This is a genomic window from Microbacterium sp. Se63.02b, from assembly GCF_014171575.1.
Lineage (GTDB): Bacteria > Actinomycetota > Actinomycetes > Actinomycetales > Microbacteriaceae > Microbacterium.
The window spans coordinates 971,399-995,993 of the sequence record NZ_CP050453.1; the positions used below are offsets into that span (position 1 = coordinate 971,399).

Annotated in this window: 20 protein-coding genes and 8 pseudogenes; 22 read left to right on the plus strand and 6 right to left on the minus strand. The window is 69.5% G+C overall.

Annotated elements, in window-relative coordinates:
* Positions 1–73: 73 nt before the first annotated feature.
* Entirely contained in the window at positions 74–694 is a 621-nt protein-coding gene (locus tag G4G29_RS04850) for a TetR/AcrR family transcriptional regulator (protein ID WP_183152014.1), read from the plus strand.
* A 6-nt stretch (positions 695–700) separates the two neighbouring features.
* On the opposite strand, the pseudogene G4G29_RS04855 reads toward G4G29_RS04850, so the two are convergent.
* Positions 701–1,682, minus strand: a pseudogene (locus tag G4G29_RS04855) (o-succinylbenzoate synthase).
* 138 nt (positions 1,683–1,820) lie between these two features.
* On the opposite strand from G4G29_RS04855, the gene G4G29_RS04860 reads away from it, so the two are divergent.
* From G4G29_RS04860 to G4G29_RS21295, 12 genes and pseudogenes are all read left to right on the plus strand, one after another.
* On the plus strand, positions 1,821–2,153 hold the full coding sequence (locus G4G29_RS04860; protein WP_183152015.1) for a helix-turn-helix transcriptional regulator: 333 nt from the start codon (positions 1,821–1,823) through the stop codon (positions 2,151–2,153).
* A 1-nt stretch (position 2,154) separates the two neighbouring features.
* Positions 2,155–3,150, plus strand: coding sequence for a permease prefix domain 1-containing protein (locus G4G29_RS04865; protein WP_183152016.1), 996 nt, complete (start codon positions 2,155–2,157; stop codon positions 3,148–3,150).
* A gap of 85 nt (positions 3,151–3,235) precedes the next feature.
* Positions 3,236–4,154, plus strand: a pseudogene (locus G4G29_RS04870) (1,4-dihydroxy-2-naphthoyl-CoA synthase).
* A gap of 13 nt (positions 4,155–4,167) precedes the next feature.
* A complete protein-coding gene (locus G4G29_RS04875) occupies positions 4,168–5,322 on the plus strand; it encodes an AMP-binding protein (RefSeq protein WP_183152017.1) in 1,155 nt (384 codons plus the stop codon).
* Positions 5,323–5,362: 40 nt separating this feature from the next.
* On the plus strand, positions 5,363–6,154 hold the full coding sequence (locus G4G29_RS04880; protein ID WP_183152018.1) for a class I SAM-dependent methyltransferase: 792 nt from the start codon (positions 5,363–5,365) through the stop codon (positions 6,152–6,154).
* Positions 6,155–6,214: 60 nt separating this feature from the next.
* Positions 6,215–7,285: a histidine kinase gene (locus G4G29_RS04885; RefSeq protein ID WP_244632401.1), complete on the plus strand. Its 1,071-nt coding sequence runs from the start codon at positions 6,215–6,217 to the stop codon at positions 7,283–7,285.
* A gap of 103 nt (positions 7,286–7,388) precedes the next feature.
* Positions 7,389–8,023 (plus strand): annotated as a pseudogene (locus G4G29_RS04890) (response regulator transcription factor).
* Between the two features lie 191 nt (positions 8,024–8,214).
* Positions 8,215–8,974: pseudogene (locus G4G29_RS04895) on the plus strand (ABC transporter ATP-binding protein).
* Positions 8,971–10,430, plus strand: a pseudogene (locus G4G29_RS04900) (ABC transporter permease). The pseudogenes G4G29_RS04895 and G4G29_RS04900 overlap by 4 nt, the downstream one beginning before the upstream one ends.
* Before the next feature lie 18 nt (positions 10,431–10,448).
* Positions 10,449–11,165: a 2-phosphosulfolactate phosphatase gene (locus G4G29_RS04905; protein ID WP_244632402.1), complete on the plus strand. Its 717-nt coding sequence runs from the start codon at positions 10,449–10,451 to the stop codon at positions 11,163–11,165.
* Between the two features lie 9 nt (positions 11,166–11,174).
* Positions 11,175–11,417: pseudogene (locus G4G29_RS04910) on the plus strand (DUF3054 domain-containing protein); the annotation flags it as partial.
* A gap of 59 nt (positions 11,418–11,476) precedes the next feature.
* Positions 11,477–11,650, plus strand: a complete 174-nt coding sequence (locus G4G29_RS21295; RefSeq protein ID WP_244632403.1) for a hypothetical protein — start codon at positions 11,477–11,479, stop codon at positions 11,648–11,650.
* A gap of 7 nt (positions 11,651–11,657) precedes the next feature.
* On the opposite strand, the gene G4G29_RS04915 is transcribed toward G4G29_RS21295, so the two are convergent.
* The 4 genes and pseudogenes from G4G29_RS04915 to G4G29_RS04930 all read right to left on the minus strand — a co-directional run bounded on the left by G4G29_RS04915 (position 11,658) and on the right by G4G29_RS04930 (position 15,021).
* Positions 11,658–12,146 carry a SprT-like domain-containing protein gene (locus G4G29_RS04915; protein WP_183152019.1) on the minus strand — a complete coding sequence of 163 codons (489 nt, stop codon included), beginning with the start codon at positions 12,144–12,146 and terminating at the stop codon, positions 11,658–11,660.
* Positions 12,147–12,190: 44 nt separating this feature from the next.
* Entirely contained in the window at positions 12,191–12,718 is a 528-nt protein-coding gene (locus G4G29_RS04920) for a hypothetical protein (RefSeq protein ID WP_183152020.1), read from the minus strand.
* Between the two features lie 151 nt (positions 12,719–12,869).
* Positions 12,870–13,729, minus strand: a pseudogene (locus tag G4G29_RS04925) (fused MFS/spermidine synthase).
* A 29-nt stretch (positions 13,730–13,758) separates the two neighbouring features.
* Positions 13,759–15,021, minus strand: a complete 1,263-nt coding sequence (locus tag G4G29_RS04930; RefSeq protein ID WP_183152021.1) for an LCP family protein — start codon at positions 15,019–15,021, stop codon at positions 13,759–13,761.
* Positions 15,022–15,225: 204 nt separating this feature from the next.
* On the opposite strand from G4G29_RS04930, the gene G4G29_RS04935 reads away from it, so the two are divergent.
* The 7 genes and pseudogenes from G4G29_RS04935 (at position 15,226) to G4G29_RS21305 (ending at position 20,719) form a co-directional block, all read left to right on the plus strand.
* Entirely contained in the window at positions 15,226–16,515 is a 1,290-nt protein-coding gene (locus tag G4G29_RS04935) for a sugar ABC transporter substrate-binding protein (protein ID WP_183152022.1), read from the plus strand.
* Positions 16,516–16,530: 15 nt separating this feature from the next.
* Complete coding sequence (locus G4G29_RS04940) at positions 16,531–17,505, plus strand: sugar ABC transporter permease (RefSeq protein WP_183152023.1); 975 nt, start codon at positions 16,531–16,533, stop codon at positions 17,503–17,505.
* Entirely contained in the window at positions 17,502–18,335 is an 834-nt protein-coding gene (locus tag G4G29_RS04945) for a carbohydrate ABC transporter permease (RefSeq protein ID WP_183152024.1), read from the plus strand. The genes G4G29_RS04940 and G4G29_RS04945 overlap by 4 nt, the downstream gene beginning before the upstream one ends.
* A complete protein-coding gene (locus tag G4G29_RS04950; protein ID WP_244632404.1) occupies positions 18,332–19,402 on the plus strand; it encodes a glycoside hydrolase family 3 N-terminal domain-containing protein in 1,071 nt (356 codons plus the stop codon). Before G4G29_RS04945 ends, G4G29_RS04950 begins: the two co-directional genes overlap by 4 nt.
* Entirely contained in the window at positions 19,399–19,827 is a 429-nt protein-coding gene (locus G4G29_RS21300) for a hypothetical protein (protein ID WP_244632405.1), read from the plus strand. Before G4G29_RS04950 ends, G4G29_RS21300 begins: the two co-directional genes overlap by 4 nt.
* A gap of 26 nt (positions 19,828–19,853) precedes the next feature.
* Positions 19,854–20,459, plus strand: a pseudogene (locus G4G29_RS04955) (MurR/RpiR family transcriptional regulator); the annotation flags it as partial.
* A gap of 83 nt (positions 20,460–20,542) precedes the next feature.
* Positions 20,543–20,719, plus strand: coding sequence for a hypothetical protein (locus G4G29_RS21305; protein ID WP_244632406.1), 177 nt, complete (start codon positions 20,543–20,545; stop codon positions 20,717–20,719).
* 19 nt (positions 20,720–20,738) lie between these two features.
* On the opposite strand, the gene G4G29_RS04960 is transcribed toward G4G29_RS21305, so the two are convergent.
* Positions 20,739–21,659: a sugar kinase gene (locus G4G29_RS04960; protein WP_183152025.1), complete on the minus strand. Its 921-nt coding sequence runs from the start codon at positions 21,657–21,659 to the stop codon at positions 20,739–20,741.
* A gap of 163 nt (positions 21,660–21,822) precedes the next feature.
* Between G4G29_RS04960 and G4G29_RS04965 the strand changes: the two genes are divergently transcribed.
* Together G4G29_RS04965 and G4G29_RS04970 are read left to right on the plus strand one after the other, a co-directional pair.
* Entirely contained in the window at positions 21,823–23,496 is a 1,674-nt protein-coding gene (locus tag G4G29_RS04965) for an ABC transporter substrate-binding protein (RefSeq protein ID WP_183152026.1), read from the plus strand.
* A gap of 85 nt (positions 23,497–23,581) precedes the next feature.
* Positions 23,582–24,586 (plus strand): ABC transporter permease, encoded by a 1,005-nt coding sequence (locus G4G29_RS04970; protein ID WP_183152027.1) that lies wholly within the window; start codon positions 23,582–23,584, stop codon positions 24,584–24,586.
* The last annotated feature ends 9 nt before the right edge of the window (positions 24,587–24,595 follow it).

Below are 24,595 nucleotides of genomic sequence, written 5' to 3' on the forward strand. Positions count from 1 at the left end.
GTAAGGTGACCCGCCCGGATGAGTCTGTGTGCGGGGTGTGAATCGTGCGAGAGTGAAGGGTCAGGAGGGCTCGATGTCGACACCCGCAACCCGAAGCCGCGTGAACACGCGTGCGCGTCTGCTCGAAGCGGCGGCGCAGGTGTTCGCCGAGGTCGGTCTCGACGGCGCCTCCGTCGAAGCCGTGTGCGAGCGTGCGTTCACGCGGGGAGCGTTCTACTCGAACTTCGAATCCAAGGACGAGCTGTTCCTGATGCTCGCCGCGAGCGTCTCCGAGGTGCGCGTCAACGCCGTGCGCACGCGTGTCGAGGAGCTGACTGCTGCGGGCGCCCTGGTCGAGGGGTGCGATCCCATCGACCTCGTGCAGCAGATCATGGAATTGGGCGGAGACGATCGTCTCGGCGTGATGCTGCTGAGCGAGATCCGCATCCGCGCGCTCCGTGACCCGAAGTTCGGCGAGGCCTACCTCGCGCAGGAGCGCGAGATGGTCTCGAGCATCGCCCGGATCGTCGACGACATCGTCACTGCGGGACTCCTGCGGCTGCGACTGCCCGCCGAGACCGCGGCGCGCATGCTCCTGATCTTCTGGGAGGGCATGACCGTGCGCGGAGCCATGGCAGGCCAGGACGACGCGCAGCTGCGCCACTCGGGCGGCGAGGAGCTCGGACGCCTGGTCCAGCTGCTCATCGAGTCCTAGCCCCGATCACTCCGCGGCGGCCGTCAATTCGTAGTGGCAGCGTGCGAGGCGAGCCAGCCACCACTCCCGGCGCTCGTCCGATGCGGCGAGACGCGTGTGAGCGTCGCCGTCGGGCGTCACGCGACCGACCGTGATCGCTCCGTCGACGGGGCGTCGGTCGGCCACGTCGTCGAGGAAGAGCGATGCCGTGCCGAGGCCGCAGTCGTAGTCGAGGCTCGGGAGTGCTGCAGCGAGCGCGGCGCCCTGCGAGCCCGATCGCTGTGTCCAAGGCGCTCGACACCACGACGGGGAGCCCCGCGGCGGTCACGATCTGCAGCGCGTGCGTGATGCCGCCCAGCGGCTGGGCCTTGACGACGAGCAGGTCGGCGGCGCCGGCACGGGCGACGGCCAGGGGGTCGGTCGACTTCCGGACGCTCTCGTCCGCGGCCACCGGGATGCCCATGTGCTTCACGCGCGTGCGCAGGTCGGCCAGCTCGGCCACGCTCGCACACGGCTGCTCCACGTACTCCAGGTCGTATTCGCCCAGCGCGTGCACCGCGTGCTCGGCCTCGTCGACGTTCCAGGCGCCGTTCGCGTCGACGCGGATGCGTCCTTCCGGTCCCATGGCTTCGCGGACGGCCCGCACGCGTTCCACGTCGTCGGCGAGGGTCTGGCCAGGCTCGGCGACCTTGACCTTCGCCGTGCGACACCCCGGGAACCTCGCCAGCAGCTCTGGCACGCGCGCGGCGTCGATCGCCGGCACCGTGGCGTTCACGCCGATCCGGTCGCGCAGCGGCGTCGGCTGCTCACGCCACGCGAAGTCGATCGCGGCAGCGAGCCACGTGGCGGCCTCGGCATCGTCGTACTCCGTGAAAGGCGAGAACTCGGCCCACCCTTCCGGGCCCTCGAAGAGCAGGGCCTCCCGCACATCGACGCCGCGGAAGCGACTGTGCATCGGGAGGGCGACGACCCTGGCCGAGTCGACCAGTTCTGCGAGCGGCGGGATCATGAGCCCATTCTGCTCTGTGCGGGGCGTCGCGCGCCGTGCACCGTGCGGGTGAGTCTCCGCCCCGGGTTTCGTCGGGGCGCACGTCCGACATAAATGTGTGATTGACAATGGTGTGTGACGCACAGTAATGTGATCGACATGAACGAGACGCTCGACACGCACCTGCAGGAACTGCGGCGCGGCACCGTGGTGCTCGCGTGCCTGCAACTGCTGCGCACGCCGGGATACGGCTACTCGCTGCTCGAGCAACTCGAGCAGCGCGGCTTCGCCACCGACGCGAACACGCTGTACCCGCTGCTGCGCCGGCTGGAGAAGCAGGAGTACCTCACGAGCGAGTGGAACACCGACGAGGCACGGCCCCGCAAGTTCTACCGCACCTCGGATGCCGGCGTCCGTCTGGCCGACACCCTCACCGACGAATGGCGGTCGCTCACCACGGCGATCGCCTCCCTCACCGCAGAGGAGAACTGACATGACCACGACTGCCACGCTCACCGAGCGCTACATCACCGCCACGATCCGAAGCCTCCGTCCGGAGACGCAAGAGGATGTCCGTGCCGAGCTCGAAGCCGCGATCGCCGATGCGGTCGAGGCCAGACTCGAACAGGGGGAGACGCCCGACGCGGCGGAACGCGCAGTCCTCACCGAACTCGGGGATCCCGGCGTCCTGGCTGCGGGATACGCGGATCGTCCGCTGTACCTCATCGGCCCGCGGTTCTACCTGACGTGGTGGCGGCTGCTCAAGCTGCTGCTGACGATCGTGCCCGTCTGCGTGCTCGGGGCCGTGGCGCTCGGCCAGACGATCTCCGCCGCGCCCGTGGGAGAGATCATCTCGACCTCGATCCTCGTCACCGGCGGAGCGATCCTGCACATCTGCTTCTGGACGACACTGGTGTTCGTCATCCTCGAGCGCAGCAACAGCACGTCGGCGATAGGGAAATGGGATGTCGATCAGCTGCCGGAGCCGACCGAGAAGGGTGTGGGGCGGAGTGAGCTGATCGCCTCGCTCGTCTTCCTCGGAATCTCTGTCGGCGCGCTCCTCTGGGACCGGTTCCGCGGCTTCGTCGTGGTCGACGGCCATCCGCTGCCCGTCCTCGCCCCTTCCCTGTGGCCGTGGGGGATCGGTCTCCTGTTCCTGCTGATCGTCGCGGAGGCCGTCTTCGCCGTGGTGCTCTACCGCACCAGGCGGTGGACCACCGGGCTGGCCGTGGCGAACACGCTCCTCGCTCTGGCGTTCCTCGCGTGGGTCGTGTTCCTGCTCCTCACGGGTCAGCTCGTCAATCCGGAGTTCCTCGCGCAGATCGCCGCAGCGGGCGGCGAGGGCCTCGCCGCAGGCCAAGCCGAATCGGCAGCCGAGGGCGGCGTCTTCCGCATCGTCGCGGTCCTGCTCGGATTCGGGATCGCGGTCGGCGTCGGGTGGGACATCGTCGACGGGTGGGTCAAGGCCTCACGCGCAGGCCGCGTCTGAGCGCACAGGACGCAGGAAGCGCCGTCCCGGTCGGGGCGGCGCTTCCTGCCCTCGCCGGAGCGGGCCGAGGAATAGGCTGGATGTCGTGACCGATGCCTTCGTCTCCGACCTGTTCGACCCGGCCGAATGGGTGCTCGCACCCGGCGCCGAGGATTACACGGACATCACCGCCCACGTCTCGCACGACGGCGGGGTGGCACGCATCGCGTTCAACCGGCCCGAAGTGCGCAACGCCTTCCGACCGCACACGGTCGACGAGCTGTACCGGGCGCTCGACATCGCCCGACAGGATGCGCGTATCGGAGCGGTGCTCCTCACCGGCAACGGCCCGAGCCCGAAGGACGGCGGCTGGGCGTTCTGCTCGGGGGCGATCAGCGCATCCGCGGTCGCGACGGGTACAAGTACTCGGACACCGAGACCGCGGTCGTCGACGGCGCGAGTCGCGCCGCGGTGGGCCGCCTGCACATCCTCGAAGTGCAGCGACTCATCCGCTTCATGCCCAAGGTCGTCATCGCGGTCGTGCCCGGATGGGCGGCCGGCGGCGGGCACTCCTGCACGTCGTGTGCGACCTCACGATCGCGTCCGCCGAAGAGGCGCGCTTCAAGCAGACGGATGCCGACGTCGGCAGCTTCGACGCCGGATACGGCTCCGCGTACATGGCTCGTCAGACGGGACAGAAGTTCGCCCGCGAGGTGTTCTTCCTCGCCGAGGAGTACTCCGCACAGCGGGCATACGAAGCGGGGGCCGTGAACCGCGTCGTGCCGCACGCCGAGCTCGAGCGCGAGGCGCTGAAGATGGCGCGCACCGTGCTGACCAAGTCGCCTACCGCGATCCGCATGCTGAAGTTCGCCTTCAACGCGGTCGACGATGGACTCGTCGGCCAGCAGGTCTTCGCCGGGGAGGCGACACGCTTGGCCTACGGAACGGACGAAGCCGTCGAGGGCCGCGACTCGTTCCTCGAGAAGCGCGACCCCGACTGGTCGTCGTTCCCCTGGCACTACTGAGTCGGAGGCCCGCATGACCGCGCTGATCCCCACGGATGCCGAAGATCCGGATCTGCTGCGGGACGCCCTGCAACGCGCACTCGAGGGCGGACCGGCGCTCGGGCTGGGTATGGTCTCCGGCGCCCTCGAGAACGTGGCGGACGGCATCGCGGCCGTGATCGCGACCTCGGGGTCGAGCGGCATCCCGAAGCGGGTCGCGCTCAGCGGTGAGGCTCTGCGGGCCAGCGCCGAGGCGACCGCGGCACGCATCGGGAGCGGACGCTGGCTGCTCGCGCTCCCGGCAGGGTACGTCGCCGGACTCCAGGTGATCGTGCGCTCGATCCTCGCCGACACGCGCCCCGCGACGATCGAGGGCCGGTTCTCGCCGGAGTCCTTCGCGGAAGCCACGCTCGGGATGCTGCGCCCATCGTCGGGTGTGGGCCTCCCCGAGCTGTTCACCTCGCTGGTGCCGGCCCAGGTCGCCACGCTGCTCGATGCCGCAGACGACACCGCGGTGCGGGCGGCGCTCACGGCGTATCGCGCGATCCTGGTGGGCGGACAGTCTCTCCCGGAGCCGCTGCGCGAACGGGCGGCCGACCTCGGCGTGCGGCTCGTGCGCACCTACGGCTCGACCGAGACCAGCGGCGGGTGCGTGTACGACGGTGTGCCGCTCGACACGGTCGGGGTTCGCACCGTCGATGGCGAGCTGCGCATCGCCGGGCCCATGCTCGCCGAGGGCTACCTGGGCGACGGTTCGCTGACCGCCCGCACGTTCGTGCGCGATGAGCACGGCATCCGCTGGTACCGCACCGGCGACCTCGGCCTCGTCGAAGACGGCGTGGTGCGGGTGCACGGCCGCGCAGACAACGTGATCGTGTCGGGCGGCATCAACATCTCCCTCGACCGCGTCGAGCGGATCGTGCGCCGGATCGCGGGACTGCATGAGGCGGTCGTGGTCGGCGTCGAGGACGAGCGCTGGGGTGAGGCCTCGGTGATCGTCGCGGCTCGGGGAGAGGTGCTGCGACGCAGCGAGTCCGAGCAGTTGGCGCATGCGCGCGACGCCGTGGAGCACGAGCTCGGCAGGCACGCACGTCCGGCTCGCCTGATCGTGGTCGACGAGATCGACCTCCTGTCCTCCGGCAAGCCCGACCGCGAGGCGATCCGGCGAACCGTCGCCGACCTGCACTGATCCCGAAGCCGCAGCGCGCAGCTCTGCCAGACTGGGCGTCATGGCCACCTACACGCATGGACACCACGAATCCGTCCTCCGCTCGCACAACGTGCGCGACATCGCGAACTCCGCGGCCTACCTTCGCCCGCACCTCACCGCGGCGACCAGGCTCCTCGACGTCGGGGCCGGGCCCGGGAGCATCACGGTCGACTTCGCGGGAGTGGTCGCCCACGTCACCGCCACCGAGATCGACGAGGACGCCCTGTCGCTGTCCCGTCGCCTCGCCGAGGAGCGCGGCGTCACGAACCTCGACTTCTCGGTGGAAGACGTGCACGCGCTGAGCTTCCCCGACGACTCCTTCGACGTCGTGCACGCGCATCAGGTGCTGCAGCACGTCGGCGACCCGGTGCAGGCGCTCCGGGAGATGCGTCGCGTCACCGTGCCCGGCGGCCTCGTCGCCGCCCGCGACGCCGACTACGCCGGGTTCCTCTGGTTCCCCGTGCTTCCCGAACTCGACCGATGGCTCACCCTGTACCGCGCAGCCGCGCACGCGAACGGCGGCGAACCCGATGCCGGGCGTCGACTGCTCGCGTGGGCCCGCGCCGCCGGCTTCGAGGACGTGACGGCGACGGCATCCACCTGGTGCTACGCGTCCCCTGCGGAGCGCGCGTGGTGGGGAGGGCTGTGGGCCGACCGCATCCTCGAGTCCGCGCTCGCCCGCCAGCTCGTCGACAGCGACATGGCCACTCCCGCCGATCTGCAGGACATCAGCGACGCGTGGAAGCGCTGGGCCGACGACGGCGACGGCTGGTTCCTGGTGCCGCACGGCGAGATCCTCGCCCGCGCCTGACCGGCGCCGGATACATCCCGCGACGGATGCCGGCGGCAGGGTGCTCGCGTAGCGTGGGGAGTGATCCGCCCGCTCTCCCGCACGGCGCTGACCCTCGACATCGTCGGGGCGGCGCTGCTGTTCCTCGTCCTGCTGCCGATGTCGCTGGTGTTCTACGGCCCGGCCGTCGGGAACACCGCCACCGGCGGCGCGGCCATCGCGATCGTGGTCATCGCCGGCGTGCTGATGTTCGGCGGCGTCGCTATCGGGCGTCTCGCACCGGGGCTCGCGCTCGCCGCCGCATGGGTCGGCGCCGTGCTGCAGATGCTCGCCGGGTTCGGTCCGCTTCCCATCGACTTCGCGATCCTCCTCGTGCTCTACGCCACGGCGGCATGGGGCACCCGACGGGTGCTCTGGTGGGGCTTCGGTTCGGCGCTGGTCGGCGGGCTCGTCGCGGCCCTCTACATGGTCGTGTTCAACGGTGTCGCCTTCGGCTCCGGCAGCGGCTGGGAGAAGGTCACGGCGGGCACGCTCCTGCTGGTCCTCTCGGTCATGGCACTCGGCTTCGCCTGGGTGTGCGGGTTGCTCTGGCGGGTGGTGCTGCGCTCACGGCGCACCCGCGCGGCCCAACTGCAGGCCGAGTCCCTCGCCGTTGAAGAGCAGGAGCGCGTGCGCATCGCGCGCGACATGCACGACGTCGTCGCACATTCCCTCGCGGTCGTCATCGCGCAGGCGGATGGCGCGCGCTACGCGGCCGCGACGAAGCCCGAGATGGCGACCGAAGCGCTCGGCACCATCGCGCAGACCGCGCGCGCGGCGCTGAGCGACGTGCGGATGCTCCTCACCCAGCTCCGCCACCGACAGGGCGACGGCCCGCAGCCGACACTCGCCGACCTGGAGGCGCTCTTCGCGCAGGTCCGTCAGGCGGGGATCGAGCCCCGGGTCACGGTCGACCCCATGCCGCCGGGAGAACCACCGGGCGCGATCCAGCTCGCGGTCTACCGCATCCTCCAGGAGGCGCTCACGAACGCGATCCGGCACGGCGACGGCGCGGTCGACGTGCACCTCGCGTGGCTCCTGACCGGGTCGACATCGATGTGCGGAACACCATTCCGCACGAGGCGACGACCACGGCGGGCGGCCACGGCGTGATCGGGATGCGCGAACGGGCGCAGCTCGTCGGCGGTAGTCTTCAGGCCGAGCGCCGAGGGGCGCAGTTCGTCGTCCATGCCACGCTTCCGATCGGAGCCCCCGAATGATCCGCGTCGTACTCGTCGACGACCAGGCCCTGTTCCGCGCCGGCATCAGGATGCTCGTGGCCTCGCAGCCCGACCTCGAGGTGGTCGGCGAGGCGGGCAACGGTCAGGAGGCGCTCGAGATCGTCCGCGCGACGCGGCCCGACGTGGTGCTCATGGACATCCGGATGCCGGTCATGGACGGGCTCACTGCGACGGCCGAGATCCTCACACGTCCGGAGCCCCCGCGCGTGGTGATGCTCACCACGTTCGATCTCGACGAGGCCGCCGCGCGGGCGATCCGACAGGGGCGAGCGGCTTCCTCCTCAAGGACGCCGACCCCGAGTTCCTGCTCGCCGCGATCCGTACGGTGCACGCGGGTTCGAGCGTGATCGCGGCCTCCGCGACCCGTGACCTGTTCGCGCACTTCACCGAAGCACCCACCCCGGTGCCGCCGCAGTACGCCACACTCACCGACCGCGAGAAGGAGATCTTCGCTCTTGCGGCGCGTGGCCTGTCGAACGCCGAGATCGCCGGACGCGAATACCTCAGCGAAGCGACCGTGAAGACGCACATCAGCCGCATCCTCACGAAGCTCGCCCTGCGCGACCGCGTGCAGCTCGTGGTCTTCGCCTTCGAGCACGGTCTGGCCTGACCGGCATCCGTTGGCGCCCCCACCGGACGGTCCGCCGGCTCGATGACGTTTCGCCGAGGAAGTCGTGGGGATACCTCGGTGGATCGTTGTGCGGTCGGTGAATCGTCACCCATGGGATCATCCTTCCGATGTATGGGGATGCGTCCGCAGGGCGATGACCGGCCCGGAGTGGTCGAAATAGCGTCGATGACATGGAGATCACGACCACCGACCTGGGCCTCGCCGCCCGCGTCCAGCACCTGAAGAAGACCTACGGCTCCGGCGAGGGCACGGTTCATGCGCTCGACGATGTCAGCGTGGGCATCCGCCGCGGACAGTTCACCGCGATCATGGGACCGTCCGGCTCGGGCAAGTCCACCCTCATGCACATCATGGCCGGGCTCGACAGCCCCTCGGAAGGGCGTGCCTGGATCGGCGACACCGAGATCACGGGTCTCGGCGACATCGACCTGACGATCCTGCGCCGCCGTCGAGTCGGCTTCATCTTCCAGGCCTTCAACCTCGTGCCGACGCTCGACGCGCTCGGCAACATTATGCTCCCGTTCGAGCTCGACGGACGCCGCCCCAGTGCGATCGAGCGGGCCCGCATCGACGGACTCGTCGAGACGCTCGGCCTCGGCTCGCGCCTGAGCCACCGCCCGCACCAGCTCTCCGGCGGGCAGCAACAGCGCGTGGCGATCGCCCGTGCGCTGGCCACGGCGCCCGACTTGGTGTTCGCAGACGAGCCGACGGGCAACCTCGACTCCAAGACGGGGCGGAGGTGCTGCGCCTTCTCGCCACCGCGAGCCGGGAGCACGGGCAGTCCATCGCCATGGTCACGCACGATGCGATCGCCGCGAGTCACGCCGACCGGGTGCTCTACCTGGGCGACGGCCGGATCGTCGCCGACCACCCGCCCAGACCGCGGAGGAGATCTCCGCATACATGCTCGCCGCGGAGGTCGCGGCATGACCGCCGTCGCGACGGTCGTCCCCGAGACGCGGGCGACCGGACCACGACTGGCCTGGCTGCGTGACCGCGGCATGGGCGCCAGCATCCTGGTGGCCGCCCTGTCCGCCGCGTTCGGCGTCCTCCTGGTCGAGATCACCGCCTACATCGGCGCGGTGCTGCAGGCCGACCCCTTCATCGGAGACAGCGAGACGCTCGCCTTCGTCGTGGCGCTGCTGTCGGTGCTGCTGACCGTCGTCGCGATGTACGTCGCCGCGATCGTCACCGCCAACACGTTCTCGACGATCATCGCCGGGCGCACCAGGCAGATCGCGCTCATGCGCCTCATCGGAGCCACGGCGCGCTCGCAGCGGGCGCAGGTCGGAAGGCAGGGGCTCGTCGTCGGCGTGCTCGGGGCGGCGATCGGGCTCCTCGCCGGTCTGCTGCTCGCGACGCTCGGAGTGCAGCTCGGGGCGCAGATCATCGACAACGCTCCCGACTCGTTCTCCCTCGCGCAGCCGTTCGTCGTGCTGCCGGCGCTCGGTGTCGCGCTCACCACCTGGGCTGCGGCGTGGGCGGGTTCGCGGCGTGTGCTGTCGGTGACCCCGTTGCAGGCCCTCGGCGGATCGGTCGAGCGCACGCACGACGAGGTCTCCGGGAAGCCGGGTCGGCACATCGGCGCCTGGGTCCTGCTGGCGACCGGCGCCGCACTTCTCGCGGGGGTGTGCTGGTCGGCCTGATGACTCCGCTCGGTGTCGTTGTCGCGTTCTTCGGGGGCGTGCTCTCGTTCACGGGTCTGGCTCTCGGCTCGGTGCTTTTCATGCCGCCGATCCTGCGGCTGGTGGGGCGGATGTTCGGCTCGAGCGCGACGGCCCGCCTCGCGGCCGAGAACGCGCTGCGCTACCCGGAGCGTTCGTCGCGCATGGCGATCGGCGTCGTGATGGGCGTGACGCTGGTGACGATGTTCGCGGTGGCGCTCGAATCGGCCAAGCGTCTGATGATGAGTCAGGTCACGGGCGACGTGCCAGAGGAGTTCTTCGCGCCGATGGATGCCTTCGCCGCGATCATGATGGTGCTCGTCGCGGTGTCTGCCGTGATCGCCGCCGTCGGCCTCGTCAACCTGCTCACGATCGGCGTGGTGCAGCGTCGTCGTGAACTCGGCCTGCTGCGGTCGATCGGCCTGTCCAACCGGCAGGTGCGGCGGATGGTCCTGCTCGAGGCCACGCACATCACGGTCGCCGCCACCCTGACGGGTCTGGTGCTGGGCGTCGTGTACGGCTGGATCGCCGCGCAGTCGCTGCTCGGCTCGGTGCCGACGCTGCCCGACTTCGTTCCTGCGGGGCTCGTGGCGCCGCAGATCCCGTGGCTCCCTGTCGCGATCATCGTCGCGGCGACGGCAGTGCTCACGCTGGTGGCTGCAGCCGCGCCGACCCGGCTCGCGACTCGCGTCGCTCCGGTCGAGGCGCTCGCGGCGGACTGACGCCTCTAGGCTGGTCGGATGCCGTCGCCGTTCGATCAGTCCACGTATCAGGTCCGCCTCGACTGGGGCACCGCGGGTCTTGCCCGGCTCGCCGCGAGTGACGTCGTCATCGTCGTGGACGTGCTGCGGTTCTCCTCCACCGTGATCGATGCGGTGGCATCCGGAGCCGAGGTCGCGCTGGCGGAGGCGGAGGAGTGGTCGCGGAACGGCGCGGCCGTCGCCTCCGCGGTCTCCGCCGACGCGACGGTGCTCGTCGGCGGCATCCGCAATGCGTCAGCCGTGGCCAGGGCGGTGCAGACGATCCAGGAGCGCCGACAGGCCCGGACGTCGGTCGCGGTCATCGCGGCGGGCGAGGCCGACGCGGCAGGCGCCCTGCGGTTCGCGGTCGAGGATCAACTCGGCGCCGGTGCGATCATCCTGGCCCTCTCGGATCGGGGCATCGACCACACAGCACCGGATGCCGCGGTCGCCGCCGAGGGGTTCCGAGCCCCTTCGCGGCGCGGTGCGGCACATGGTCGGTGCGAGCGGCTCCGGCCGGGAGCTCGCCGTCGGCGTCGAGGCGACAGCTCGCATCGAAGCATCCGGTCTGGTGCCGACGAGCACGACGGACGCCGCCGTGCTCGATGCCGTCGACGTGGTCCCGGTGCTGCGTCAGGGGTCTTTCATCCGCCTCGAATGACGCGGATCTCCGCCGCCTGCCGCGGGGGAGGCTGTGGTTCCGTCGTCGGCACGTAGGGTCGTGGCATGAGGTACCTTCCCGCCGTCATCGTCGACATCGTGCTCGTGCTGGTCTTCGCCGCGATCGGTCGTGCGTCGCACGATGAGAACCCGGCAGGGTTCCTGCTCACCGCATGGCCCTTCCTGATCGCCCTGGTCGTGGGGCATCTGCTCGCGGCGCTGCTGCCGGGCAGGCCTCGCCGCCCCTGGTCGGTCCTGTGGGGCGCGGTCGTGTGGGTCGTCACGGTCGCCGGAGGGATGCTCATCCGCGTGCTCAGCGGCGATACGGCCGAGGTGCCGTTCATCATCGTCGCGACGATCGTGCTGGGGTGTTCCTCGTCGGCTGGCGTGCGATCACGGCCCTGCTGCGTCGACGCCGCAGCGCTGCGCAAGGGCACGACGACATCGCCGAAGTCCACGACGATACTGCGGACGCACACGATGACGCGGTGGACGGCGCGATCGGGGGCGCGCCGGACAGCACGGAGAACCCGGCCCGCTGAGGCCGGATCAGCGCGGCAGCTGGGCCGCGAGCCGCGCGTCGGTCGAGATCTCGCGACGCGTCCAGGAGAACAGGTGCCTGGCATCGTACGTGCGCGAGCAGCGTGCGCACGATGTGGGCCGCGTCGGTCGGCGATGCCGGTAGGTCACGTGCCCCGCAGGGCAACTGCCCACCCACGGGGCGAGTTCGACGGCGGTCTCACCGTGATGCGTCGTGCCACCCACGTAGCCGAGTTCGCGCGCCAGGCGTTTCCAGGTCGGCCCGTGCGCGGCGGCGTGGCCGGCGAGAGCGTGGGCGACCTCGTGCAGCAGGACCTGATGGATGTCGTCGTCCTCGAACCGCGCCGCCAGATAGCGCGACACCGTGATGCGCTTCTTCGTGTAGTCGCACTGCCCCGCACGCCGCTTGGCATTGTCGAAGCCGAAGGTCCAGCTGTCGTCGAGATGCAACGTGATGAGTGCTTCGCCCCAGACGCGCACACGGTCGAGTTCCGCCATGCGCTCAGGCTAAGCCATACGACCGACATCGCGGTCGCAGGAGCTCATCCGGCGACGAGTTGCGACGGACGGCGTCGTTCGGCCGCTTCGATCGCGAGCAGCGCGGTCTCGAGCTCGCTGTCCTCTGCCCCGGATTCCCGCCGCAGGAACAGCGAGAGCTTGAAGCTCTCCCGCGCGGTCTCGTAGTCACCGGCGTCGTAGGCGTTCTTGCCGTGATGCTGGTAGGCGAAGGCGGCGATCGACAGCCATCGCTGCCCTTCGGCCTCGGTCGCGCACGTCGCCAACTCCTGCTCGGCGGCGGCATGAGCGCCCCGATACTGCAGGATCGTCGCGTGCAGGACCCGGGCGCGCAGCACGTCCTTGCGGGTTCCGGCCATGCGGGCCTGGCGCACGGCTTCGTCGGCCAGTGCGAGGGCCTCATCGAGACGGCCGAGCACCTTGAGCAGCCAGACGCGCTCCAGCAGGGCGGGCAGGCTGCGCTGCGATTCGATCTCCGCGAGACGGGTCGCGCACTCGTCGAGATCGACCACCTCGCGGAGGGTCTCCTGGTCGTATCCCCGGATGAAACTCATTGCTCTCCTTCCGCAGCGTCCCCGTCCAGTGTGCCTTCCCGGTGCGCGGTCGTCGGGGCGGCGCGCCCTGCTCTGCGCATCCTGTCCGCGACACGCCGCGCGGCGCTCCGCGTCGGCCACGTCCGGGTCCGCGTTCCGGTCGTAGGGGCGATCAGCGCAGGAACAGCGAGGCGTCGGGGCGTGGCGAGGCCACGGCATCCGCGTCCGTGACGACCCTCGCTCCCTCGACGAAGGTGGAGACCTCGGCGCCCTGTGCGATCTTCGCGGGGTGCGGGCCGGCCGCAAGCATGCGCGGCAGCCACTCGGTCGGGAGGGGAGAGGCGGATGCGGCGATCACGAGGTTTCCGAACCGGCGCCCCTTGAGCACCTGGGTGTCGGCCAGGACGGCGATCTCGGGCAGCACGGCCGCGATGGTCGCCGCCTGACGCCGGGCGAACGCGAGGCCGGGGCCGTCGGCGACGTTGACGAGGAGCACCCCGCGCGGGGCGAGCAGCTCGGCGAGTTCACGATAGAACTCCACGCTCGTGAGATGCGCCGGTGTCTGCGCGCCGGAGTAGACATCCGAGACGACGAGGTCGCAGTTCGCACGCAGGGCGCCGGGGAGCCTGCGCACTCCCTCGCGGGCGTCGCCGATCCTGATGCGGATGGCTGCCCCCTTCGGGAGGGGAGGTGCTCCCTGACCAGCTGCGCGAGCGGGGCCTCGAGCTCGATCACCTGTTGCCGGGAGCCCGGTCGCGTGGCGTCGATGTAGCGGGGGATGGTCAGCGCACCTGCCCCCAGATGCACCGCGGTGAGGGGGCCATCGGGGAGCTGGTCGATCACCGCGCCCATACGGACGATGTACTCGAAGTGGAGGTGCGTCGGATCGTCGAGGTCGACGTGCGACTGCGGGGTGTCGTCGACGATGAGCTCGAAGCCGCTCGTGAACTCCGACGGCACGACACGCGCGATGCCGCCGTGATCGAGCCGAGCCTGCGGATGCTCTGTGTCTCGCGTTCGCGTGCGGCCCATGGCCCGAGCCTACGCCGTGAGGACGCGGCTCAGTTCAGCCGGCCGTTCGCGCAGGTCTCCTGCTCGAGGGACTGTCCGGAGATGTCCGGCGGCAGTGTGGTCCTGACCTCGGGGGCCGCCGTCTCCGTGCCGGGCGTCGGCTCCGCAGTGGTGCCGTCGCCCGGTGCGGGCGTGACGAGGGTGACTCCGCGATGAGTGGCGACGTCCCCCGTGAGCTGCAGCGGCTGACCCGACTTCACGGCGGCCCACAGCTGCTCGGCGGCGGCTTCGTTCGGCACCACCTTGTCGTCGTCGTCGGGGTCGGTCACGTTCGGGTACTGCACGAACACGAAGTCGCCGAATCGCACATCCTTGAGCGCGAGTGCGAGCTGAGCGAGACGCACGGGGTTGCTCAGCTCGTCGCTCGGGTCGATGTTCTCCGCGATCGCGTCGGCGAGCCGCAGCACCTTCGGAACGTCGGTCAGCGTCTCTTCGCTGAGCACCTTCTTCGCCAACCGGGACATGTACTGCTGCTGGTTCGAGATGCGGGCGAGGTCGCTCTCGTCGCCGACGCCGTGCCGGGTGCGGATGAACTGCAGGGCTTCCACGCCGGACACCGTGCGCATCCCCGCAGGCCAGTCGATGCCGGTGTGCCGGTCGCGGATGCCTTCGCCCGCGATGCACACCTCGACGCCGCCGATCGCGTCGGTGACCTCCATGACCCCGTCGAAGCTGATCTTCGCGGCGTACTCGATCGGGATGTCGCCCATCTCGCTCACCGTCTTCGCCACGCAGGAGAGACCGGCGTGCTCGAAGATCGAGTTCATCGACGCCTTCCACATCGACGAGGCCACCGACCCGTCGGGGCGCGTGCACTCGGGGACCTCGACGCCGAGGTCGCGGGGGAGCGAGATGACCGTGACGTTGCGGGGCTCCGCCGACACGTGCACGAGCAGGTTGACGTCGTTGCGGCTCAGACCGTCGGCTTCCGAGCACCGCTCGGCGAACAGCGCCGTTGCTTTCGCCCCGCATTCGTCCGTGCCGATGATGAGGAGGTTGAACGCTTGATCTGCGGGGTAGGACCCGAGCGTCGGCGGGTCGACCTCGGGGGCGCCTTCCAGGGCGACCGCACCGTCCCCGACCCGGTTGAACACGTCGATCACCAGGAAGGCCGCGACGGCGACGGCGGAGACCACGACGACGCCGACGGCGATCCCGAGGAACTTGAGCACCGTCGAGAGGGCGCTGGGGGTCGGCAGGGTCGCATGGCGTGCGACCGTCGGGCGGTCGGCTTCGTCGTCGCGGCGGAGCATGTCGCGAGCCTACCGGCGGGGCTGCTCGACGGCGGGGAGCGGGAGCCTGGGGACTTCCTGGGAGAAGGCCGCGAGGCCTGATGTTACGGGGATATGACGATTGTGGGAGGAACTTGCAGGTAATTAGTTAGTCGTGGATACTTTTTCCTAACCCCCGGTGAGTACCCGATACCCGCCAGGACTTTCAAAGAGGAGATCCCCGCAATGCACAAGCGCATTCTTCCGGCCGTGGCGCTCGGCGCCGTGGCCACGCTCGCCCTCGCCGGCTGCGCCGGCGGCAGCGACAACGGCTCTGCCGATGGCGAGGGCCAGGAGCTCACCGTCTGGATCATGAAGGGCACCAACCCGGACGCGACCGCGTTCTACGACAAGGTGTCCGAGGCCTTCGAAAAGGAGACCGGCGCGACGGTCACCATCGAGGAGATCCAGTGGGCCGACGCCCACGACCGCTTCGTGACCTCCATCGCCGGCGGCACCACGCCCGACGTCGCCGAGACCGGCACCACCTGGACCGCCGAGTTCGCCGACGCCGGCGCGCTCCTCCCGCTCGACGAGTACGTCGACGCGGAAGACGGCCTGCGTGACGACCTCGTCGAGGGTCTCGAGGTCGCCGGCACGTACGAGGACGAGCTCTACGGCATGCCGTGGTACGCCGGCGTGCGTTCGCTCGTCTACCGTGCCGACGTGTTCGAGGAGCTCGGGCTCGATGCTCCGAAGACGTGGGACGACATCGTCGCTGCGGGTGACGCGATCAAGGCCGCCAAGCCCGACATGCTGCCGTTCCCGGTTCCGGGCGACGCCGAGTTCCAGGTCTACCCCTGGGTCTGGGGCGCCGGCGGCGAGATCGCCACGAAGGACGGCGACACCTGGACGAGCGAGCTCGACAGCGCAGAGTCGCAGGCCGGCATCGAGTTCTACACCGGACTCGCGACCGAGCACGGCTTCTCCTCCGCAGGTGCCACCACCTGGAAGGAGACCGACCTCCGTGACGCGTTCACGCAGGGCAACGTCGCCATGATGCTCTCGGGCTCGTGGACGCCGAAGTCGCTCATCGAGGCGAACCCCGACCTCGAGGGCAAGATCGGTGCCGCGGTCATCCCCGGCCAGGACGGCGGCATCGCTCCGTCGGTGCTCGGCGGATCGCACCTCTCGGTCTTCAACACGACCAAGAACGCCGACCTGGCGTGGAAGTTCGTCCAGCTCATGACCACCGGCGAGTTCGCCGAGCAGTGGTCGAACGAGACCGGGTACTTCCCGGGCGTCCAGTCCGCGATGGAAGAGGCGCTGGCCTCGACCGACCCGCTCGTCGCACCGTTCGCCGAGCAGATGGTCGACGGCGGCGCATCCGTCCCGGTCACCCCGAACTTCGGCGCCGTCCAGGCGAAGAAGACGACCAACTCCATGATCCAGGCCATCCTCAGCGGGCAGAAGGACGTCGCGACCGCGACGAAGGACGCCTCCGCCGAGATGACGGACCTGCTCAACCAGAAGTAAGGAAGCACTCCTTCCATGTCGATGGTGCAAGCGCCACTGCCGGCCACGAAGGCGGAGTCCCCCTCCGCCTCCGTGGCCGGCGGCCGGAAGCGACGCGGTCTCTCGGCCGTCGCGGCCCGCCCCTGGCTCCTTCTCGCGCCCGGGCTGGCCATCCTCGCGGTGCTCATGCTCTGGCCGCTCGTCCAGGTGTTCATCTATTCGCTGCAGGACTACGGTCTGCGCGAGATCAACACCGGGGAGAACAACTGGATCGGTCTCGACAACTACGTCGAGGCGCTCACCAACCCGACTCTCTGGACGGTGGTGCTGCCCAACACGGTCGGTTTCGCCGCCGTGGCGGTGTTCACGACCGTCGCACTCGGCACGCTCGTCGCCCTGCTGCTGGCGCGCCTTGGGACCACCTGGCGCGTCATCGTGTCCAGCTGCATCATGGTCGCCTGGGCGATGCCCGCCGTGACCGGCACCTACGTCTGGACCTTCATCTTCGACGCCGACCGCGGCATCTTCAACACCGTGCTGCGTGACCTCGGCCTCATGGACGACCCGGTCAACTGGTTCACCAACCAGTGGTCCTTCTACGCCATCGTCCTGCTGAACGTCGTCCACCACGGGTTCCCGTTCGTGGCGATCACGGTGCTCGCGGGTCTCCTCGGCGTCTCCAAGGAGATGCTCGAGGCGGCGGCCCTCGACGGCGCCGGCGCCTGGCGTCGCTTCTGGAAGATCATCTTCCCCACGCTCAAGCCCGTCTTCTCGGTGGTCATCATCCTGTCGACCATCTGGGACTTCAAGGTCTTCGCGCAGGTGTACCTCATGCCGGGCGGCGGCGGCGGAAACCGTCAGGTCCTGAACCTCGGCGTCTGGTCGTACGTGGAGTCCTTCGGGCAGAACCGCTACGGCTTCGGCGCCGCGCTCGCCGTCCTGCTCACTCTCGTGCTGATCGGCATCACGATCGTCTACATCCGCTCCCTCATGAAGGAGGACGAGCTGTGAACCCGCGCCCTCGGCTCCGTTCCCGCATCGGACTCGGCATCGGCGTCGCCGCGGTCCTGATCTTCACCCTGTTCCCCGTCTACTGGATGGTCTCCAGCGCGTTCGACGGCAAGGCCTCCAGCGGCGGCCAGTCGCTGCTCCCGCAGGAGTTCACGTGGGACAACTTCGCCTTCGTCCTCACCGACGGCGGATTCGGCACCTACCTGCGCAACTCGGCCATCGTGGCGCTCGTCACGGTGCTCGTGAGCGCGCTCGTCTGCCTGCTCGCGGCCGTCGCCGTCGCGCGGTTCCGCTTCAAGTTCCGCACCATGATCCTGATGATGATCCTGATCGTGCAGATGGTGCCGCTCGAGGCGCTGGTGATCCCGCTCTTCCTCCAGGTCAAGAGCCTCGGCCTGCTCAACAGCATCCTCGGCCTCATGGTGGTCTATGTGGCGCTGTCGCTCGCGTTCGGCATCTGGATGCTGCGCGGGTTCGTCGCGGCGGTCCCGGTCGAACTCGAAGAGGCCGCCTACATCGACGGTGCGAGCTGGTGGCGGATGTTCCGCTCGGTGCTGCTGCCCCTGGTCATGCCCGGCCTCGTCGCGACCAGCATCTTCAGCTTCATCACCGCGTGGAACGAGTTCATCTTCGCGATGACGATCCTCGGCGCGCAGACCGACCAGTACACGGTCTCGATCGGTCTGAAGTCGTTCTTCGGCCTGCACTCCAACGACTGGGGCAGCATCATGGCCGCGTCGACCATCATCACCGTCCCGGTCATGATCTTCTTCGTGCTGGTGCAGCGCAAGCTGGCCTCCGGCATGGTCGCGGGAGCCGTGAAGGGATGACCGACGACCTCGAGCGCCTCGCGAACGGCGTCCTGTGGCCGGGCTTCCTCGGCGCGGAGGCGCCGCAGTGGCTGCGTGACGAACTGCGCGACGGCCTGGCCGGCGTCGTCTACTTCGGACAGAACGTCGGCGATGGTCTTCCCGCCCTCAGCGCCGAGATCCTCGCCGCGAACCCCGATGCGCTGATCGGGATCGACGAGGAGGGCGGCAGCGTCACCCGGCTCGAATCCGCTACGGGGTCGACGGTGCCTGGGGCCGCGCAACTGGGGCTCCTCGACGACCTGGCCGCGACGGAGCGCACCGGCGCCGAACTCGCCAGACGCGTGCGTGCGGTCGGCGCCAACGTGGTGCTCGGACCCGTCGCCGACGTCAACACCGACCCGCGCAACCCGGTGATCGGCGTGCGGGCGTTCGGCGACGACGAAGCCCTCGTCTCCCGGCATGTGATCGCGACGATCGACGGCATCCAGGATGCAGGGGTCGCCGCGTGCGTCAAGCACTTCCCCGGCCATGGTGACACCCACATGGACTCGCATCACGCCCTTCCCGAGATCACGCTCGATCTCGAGGAGTTCGAGCGTGTGCACCTCGAGCCGTTCCGTGCGGCGGTCGACGCCGGCGTGGATGCCGTGATGACCGCGCACATCGTGGTGCCCGCCTGGGGCCCGCAGCCCGCAACTCTCAACCCGCGCGTGCTCGGGATGCTGCGCGACTGGGGCTTCGACGGCGTGATCATCACCGATGCCCTCGACATGGCTGCCATCAGGGAGACCGTGGGGCTCGGCGGGGAGCGGCCGCAGCCCTGGCCGCCGGTGCCGACCTCCTGTGCATCGGCAACCCGACCAATCCGGGCGACGCCGCGTCGTCCGATCAGGACGAGCGCGATTTCCACGCCACGAGAGACGGGATCGTTGCCGCTCTGCGTGACGGCTCGCTGCCGAGGGCACGTGTGGAAGAGGCAGCCGCCCGGGTCGCAGCCCTGGCCGCCAAGCTCCGCGCAGCCGCAGAGCACCGCCTCGACGCCCCCGACGACTTCGACGCCGCCGAGATCGTGCGCCGAACGGTGACCCTCTCCGGCTCCACCCTCGAGACGGCCACCGAACTCGCCGTCATCGATGCGCGCCGGCGCTCCACCCTCGCCGTCGACAGTGCGGGTTCGTACGTGGCGAACGCGCTGGCCGACGGCGGTCTGCGGGTGCGGCTCGACGTGGCCTCCGCCTCCGTCGCCGAGCAGGACCGCGTGGTGGACGAGGTCGCCGCGGCCTCCGGCACCACGGTCGTGCTGATCGATCGGCCAGACACGGATGCCGCGCAGCGCCCCTGGTCGAGCGGACAGCCGCCCGCGATCCGCGAGCCGTGGTGGTCAACGTCGGTCTCCCGACGCGGACGGCCCTGCCGCTGCCGACGATCGAGGTCGCCGCAGCCAGTAGGCTCGGTGCGCAGACGGCGCGTGACGCACTCCTGGGGCGCTTCGCCGTGCAGCAGAGGATGACCAGCGCCGGCTGAGACAGGACCCCCATGGACGATGACGTTCTCGCTCGGGTGCGACGCTCCCTGCCGAAGGTGAGCGCTGCCGAGGCGCGCGTCGCCGAGACGATCCTCGGCGATCCGACGCTCGTCGTCGACCTCGCGATCAACGACCTCGCCCAGCTGTGCCGCACGTCGCTGTCGACCGTCGCCCGCTACGCCCAGTCGCTGGGATACAGCGGCTATCGCGAGCTCCGTGTCGCGGTCGCCCGCGCGATCACGCTCGCGCAGGCGCAGCAGGCGCGGTTCGGTCTCGACACCACGGCGATCGATCCCGAGGACGGGCCTGCGGCGATCGCGGCGAAGCTCGCGGCGCAGGAGATCGACGCGATCGAGAAGACCGCCCTCGCTCTCGATCCCGTCGCGCTCGACCGTGTGGCCCGTGCCGTCGTCGACGCGCGACACATCGATCTGTTCGGGCAGGCGGCGTCTTCGCTCACCGCGCAGGACCTGCTGTTGAAGCTGTCTCGCATCGGCTGCTCGGTCTCGCATTCCCCGGATCCGCATCTCGCGGTGACGACGGCTTCGTTGCGGACGACGAAGGACGTGGCGATCGCGTTCTCCCACGGCGGCGAGACCGCAGAGACGCTGCGGGCCCTCGAGGTCGCGCGCGACGCGGGAGCGTTGGCGGTCGCCGTCACCGGCGTCGCCGACTCCCTCTGGCGCTGGCGGCAGATGTCGTGCTGCTCACCCAGGCGCAGGAGTCGCCGTTCCGGATGGCTGCGATGTCGAGCCGCATCGCTCAGCTCGCCCTCGTCGACGTGCTCTTCGTGCGGGTCGTGCAGCACAGGGGCGAGCCCGTCGCCGTGTCGTTGCAGCGCACACACGACGCGGTTCCGACACGGCGGCGCACCTGACCGCCGGCCTCCCGGAGGATCAGTCGACGTGGTCGCGGGTGCTAACCAGGGCTCTGGTCGCGATGCGATGCCCGCGGGCGAGACTGCCCGTCAGGGACAGGCCCGTGAGCACACCGGCGAGGAAGCCCGCCGCGAACGCATCGCCGGCCCCGATCGTCTCCACGACAGGGGCATCGAGCGCGTCGCTCTCGGCTGTCTCCGCTCCGTCGAAGGCGACGGCGCCTCGGGAGTCGGTGACCAGCAGATACCGGGGGTGCGGGAAACGTGCGCGCAGTTCCTGCGGGGCGCTGGTGCCGAACACCGCCTCGGCGTCAGGGCGCGTGCAGAAGACGACGTCTGCGCGACCGGCGAAGTCGGACAGGATCTCCCTGCCCTCCGCCTCGCGGCCCCGCCAGAGCGCCGGGCGCCAGTTCAGGTCGAAGCTGAGCAGTCGGTCGTGGCGCTCTTCGGCGAACAGCGCCTCTTGAGCGGCGAGGGTCGAGGTGGAGAGGGCGGGAGTGATCCCCGAGGTGTGCACGAGCGACGCCTCCGCGAGGAGCGCGGATGCCACCGGCCCCCTGAGCGTCTGCGGCGACAGAGCCGACGCCGCCGACCCTGAGCGGTAGTAGTGCATCGTCCCGTCGACGGCACCGTCCGTGCGCGCGGAGAGCTCCTTGACGTAGAGCCCGGTGGGTGCATCGTGATCGATCTCCACCGCGGAGTCGTCGACACCGTGCGCGCGCAGTTCGGCGGTCAGGAAGCGTCCGAAGCCGTCGTCGCCGACGCGGGACAGCACCGAGGTGCGGATACCGGCGGACGCCAGCGCGATCGCGGTGTTCCACTCGGCTCCGGCCAGGGATCGGTGGAAGGTCCGACAGTCCTCCAGCGGTCCGGCGGAAGCGGCGACGAGGGCGACCATGCCCTCGCCGAAGCAGACGGCGAGCGGGGAGGAGACGGGCACGATCTGGACACTACCGGATCGGCCCCGGTCGCGCCGATACCGGATCGCAACCTGGTTCCGTTTGGTATCTGCGGATCTGCTGGGTACCGTCGACTCATCACCGTCACCGAGGCGAAGACGCCGCGGGACGCGCAAGGAAGCGCCCGACAGGGAAGGTCACACAATGCACCAATCAGTCAAGCGTCGGCGAGGACTCATCGCCGTAACCGGAGCCACGATCGCGGCGATCGCCCTCGCAGGGTGCGTCGCGAGCGAGCGAGGGGACGAAGGCTCGGAAGGCTCGGGCGACGTCGACGGGACGTTCGTCTTCGCCGCGTCATCGGACCCGGCGAGCCTCGACCCCGCGTTCGCGCAGGACGGCGAGAGCTTCCGCGTCTCGCGACAGGTCTTCGAGGGCCTGGTCGGCACCGAGCCGGGCACCGCGGATCCGGCCCCGCTCCTCGCCGAGAAGTGGGAGTCGTCCGAAGACGGCATGTCGCACACGTTCACCCTCAAGGAGGACGTGACCTTCCAGGACGGGACGCCCTTCAACGCCGAGGCCGTCTGCGCGAACTTCGACCGCTGGTACAACTGGACCGGGCTGGCCGCGTCCGAGGCGTTCGGCTACTACTACAACAAGCTCTTCAAGGGATACGCGTCGAACGCAGCCGACGCCGTCTACAAGTCCTGCACCCCTGACGGCGACTACTCGGTCACGATCGAGCTGAACAAGCCGTTCGCCGGCTTCATCCCGTCGCTGTCGCTCCCGGCGTTCGCGATGCAGAGCCCGTCCGCGATGCAGGAGTTCGGCGCCGACGACGTCAGCGGCTCGGCCGAGGCTCCGCAGTTGTCCGAGTACGCGATGGGCCACCCCGTCGGCACGGGCCCGTACCAGTTCGACGAGTGGGCGCCGGGCGAGCAGGTCACGCTCAAGGCCTACGGCGACTACTGGGGTGAGGCCGGCCAGATCGACGAGATCATCTTCCGCACGATCGACGACCCGACCGCTCGCCGCCAGGCGCTGGAGTCCGGCTCGATCGACGGCTACGACCTCGTCGGCCCCGCCGACACCAAGGCTCTGGGCGACGACGGCTTCACGATGGTGTCGCGTCCGCCGTTCACGATCCTCTACCTCGCCTTCAACCAGGCCGTGCCCGAGTTGCAGGATCCGAAGGTGCGCGAGGCGCTGTCGTACGCCATCGACAAGGATGCGTTGATCAGCCAGGTCCTGCCCGAAGGCACCCAGAAGGCCACGCAGTTCGTGCCGGAGGTCGTCAACGGCTACAACCCGGATGTCACGACCTACGACTACGACCCCGCGAAGGCCAAGGCGCTGCTCGCCGAAGCCGGCTACGACGAGGCGAACCCGCTGAAGCTCACCTTCAACTACCCGGTGAACGTCTCGCGGCCGTACATGCCGGACCCCGAGCAGATCTACACCGTCCTCTCGTCGCAGCTGACCGAGGTCGGCGTCGAGACCACCCCGGTCTCGGAGGAGTGGGTCGAGTACCTCGACCGCACCACCGGCACGGCGGATCACGGCATCCACCTGCTCGGCTGGACCGGCGACTACAACGACACCGACAACTTCGTCGGCGTCTTCTTCGGGCAGAAGAGCTCCGAATGGGGTTTCGACAACCCGGAGCTGTTCCAGAAGCTCACGGAGGCGCGCGGCGTCTCCAACCTCGACGACCAGACGCCGCTGTACGAGGAGATCAACGAGATGGTCGCCGAGTTCATCCCCGGCGTCCCGCTCGCGCACCCGGCGCCGACGCTGGCGTTCGACCCGCGCGTGAAGAGCTACCCGGCCAGCCCGGTGAACGACGAGGTCTTCACGGACATCGTCCTCACCAAGTAGGCCCGACCATGTGATCGTCGTTCCCCGGTTCCTCCTTCGCGGCGGGACCGGGGAACGGCGTACCTTCTGATCGACGGAGATCTTCGTGCTGCGCACCATCGGCAGGCGACTGCTGTTCCTCATCCCCACCCTGTTCGGGCTCAGCATCCTGCTGTTCGCCTGGGTCAGGGCCCTTCCCGGCGGCCCCGCGGTCGCCCTTCTCGGCGAGAAGGCCACACCGGAGGCCATCGCCAGGGTCAACGAGCTCTACGGCTTCGACGAACCCCTCATCCAGCAGTACTTCACCTGGATCGGTCGCCTGCTGCAGGGCGATTTCGGAACGTCGATCCAGACGAACCGACCCGTGGTGGAGGAGTTCATGCGGCGCTTCCCCGCGACGCTGGAGCTCAGCGTGATGGCGCTCATCTTCGCGGTCGGCGTCGGCATCCCCCTGGGATACTGGGCCGCCCGCCGGCACGGGAAGTTCACCGACCACGCGTCGGTCGTGCTGAGCCTCATCGGCATCACGATCCCGGTGTTCTTCCTCGCGTTCATCCTCAAGTACGTCTTCGCCGTGCAACTGGGATGGCTGCCGTCGGACGGCCGCCAAGACCCGCGGATAGACGCGACCCATCCCACCGGTTTCTACGTGTGGGACGGCATCATCACCGGCGAGTTCGACGCCGCATGGGATGCGATCCTGCACCTGGTCCTGCCCGCGCTCGCGCTCGGCACCATCCCCCTCGCCATCATCGTCCGCATCACGAGGGCCAGCGTCCTCGAGGTGCAGAACGCGGACTACGTGCGCACCGGGCGGGCGAAGGGCGTCGGTGCGCCCACGTTGCGCAACCGCTTCATCCTGCGCAACGCGATGCTCCCGGTCATCACGACGATCGGTCTGCAGACGGGACTGTTGATCTCCGGGGCGGTGCTCACCGAGACGGTGTTCGCCTTCCCCGGTATCGGCTCGTTCCTCGCGAGGGCGATCTTCACGAGGGACTTCCCGGTGCTCCAGGGATTCATCATCTTCATCGCGATCGCGTACGCGCTGATCAACCTGGCGGTCGATGTCTCCTACAGCTTCATCGACCCGAGAGTGAGGGTGCAGTGATGTCCCTCG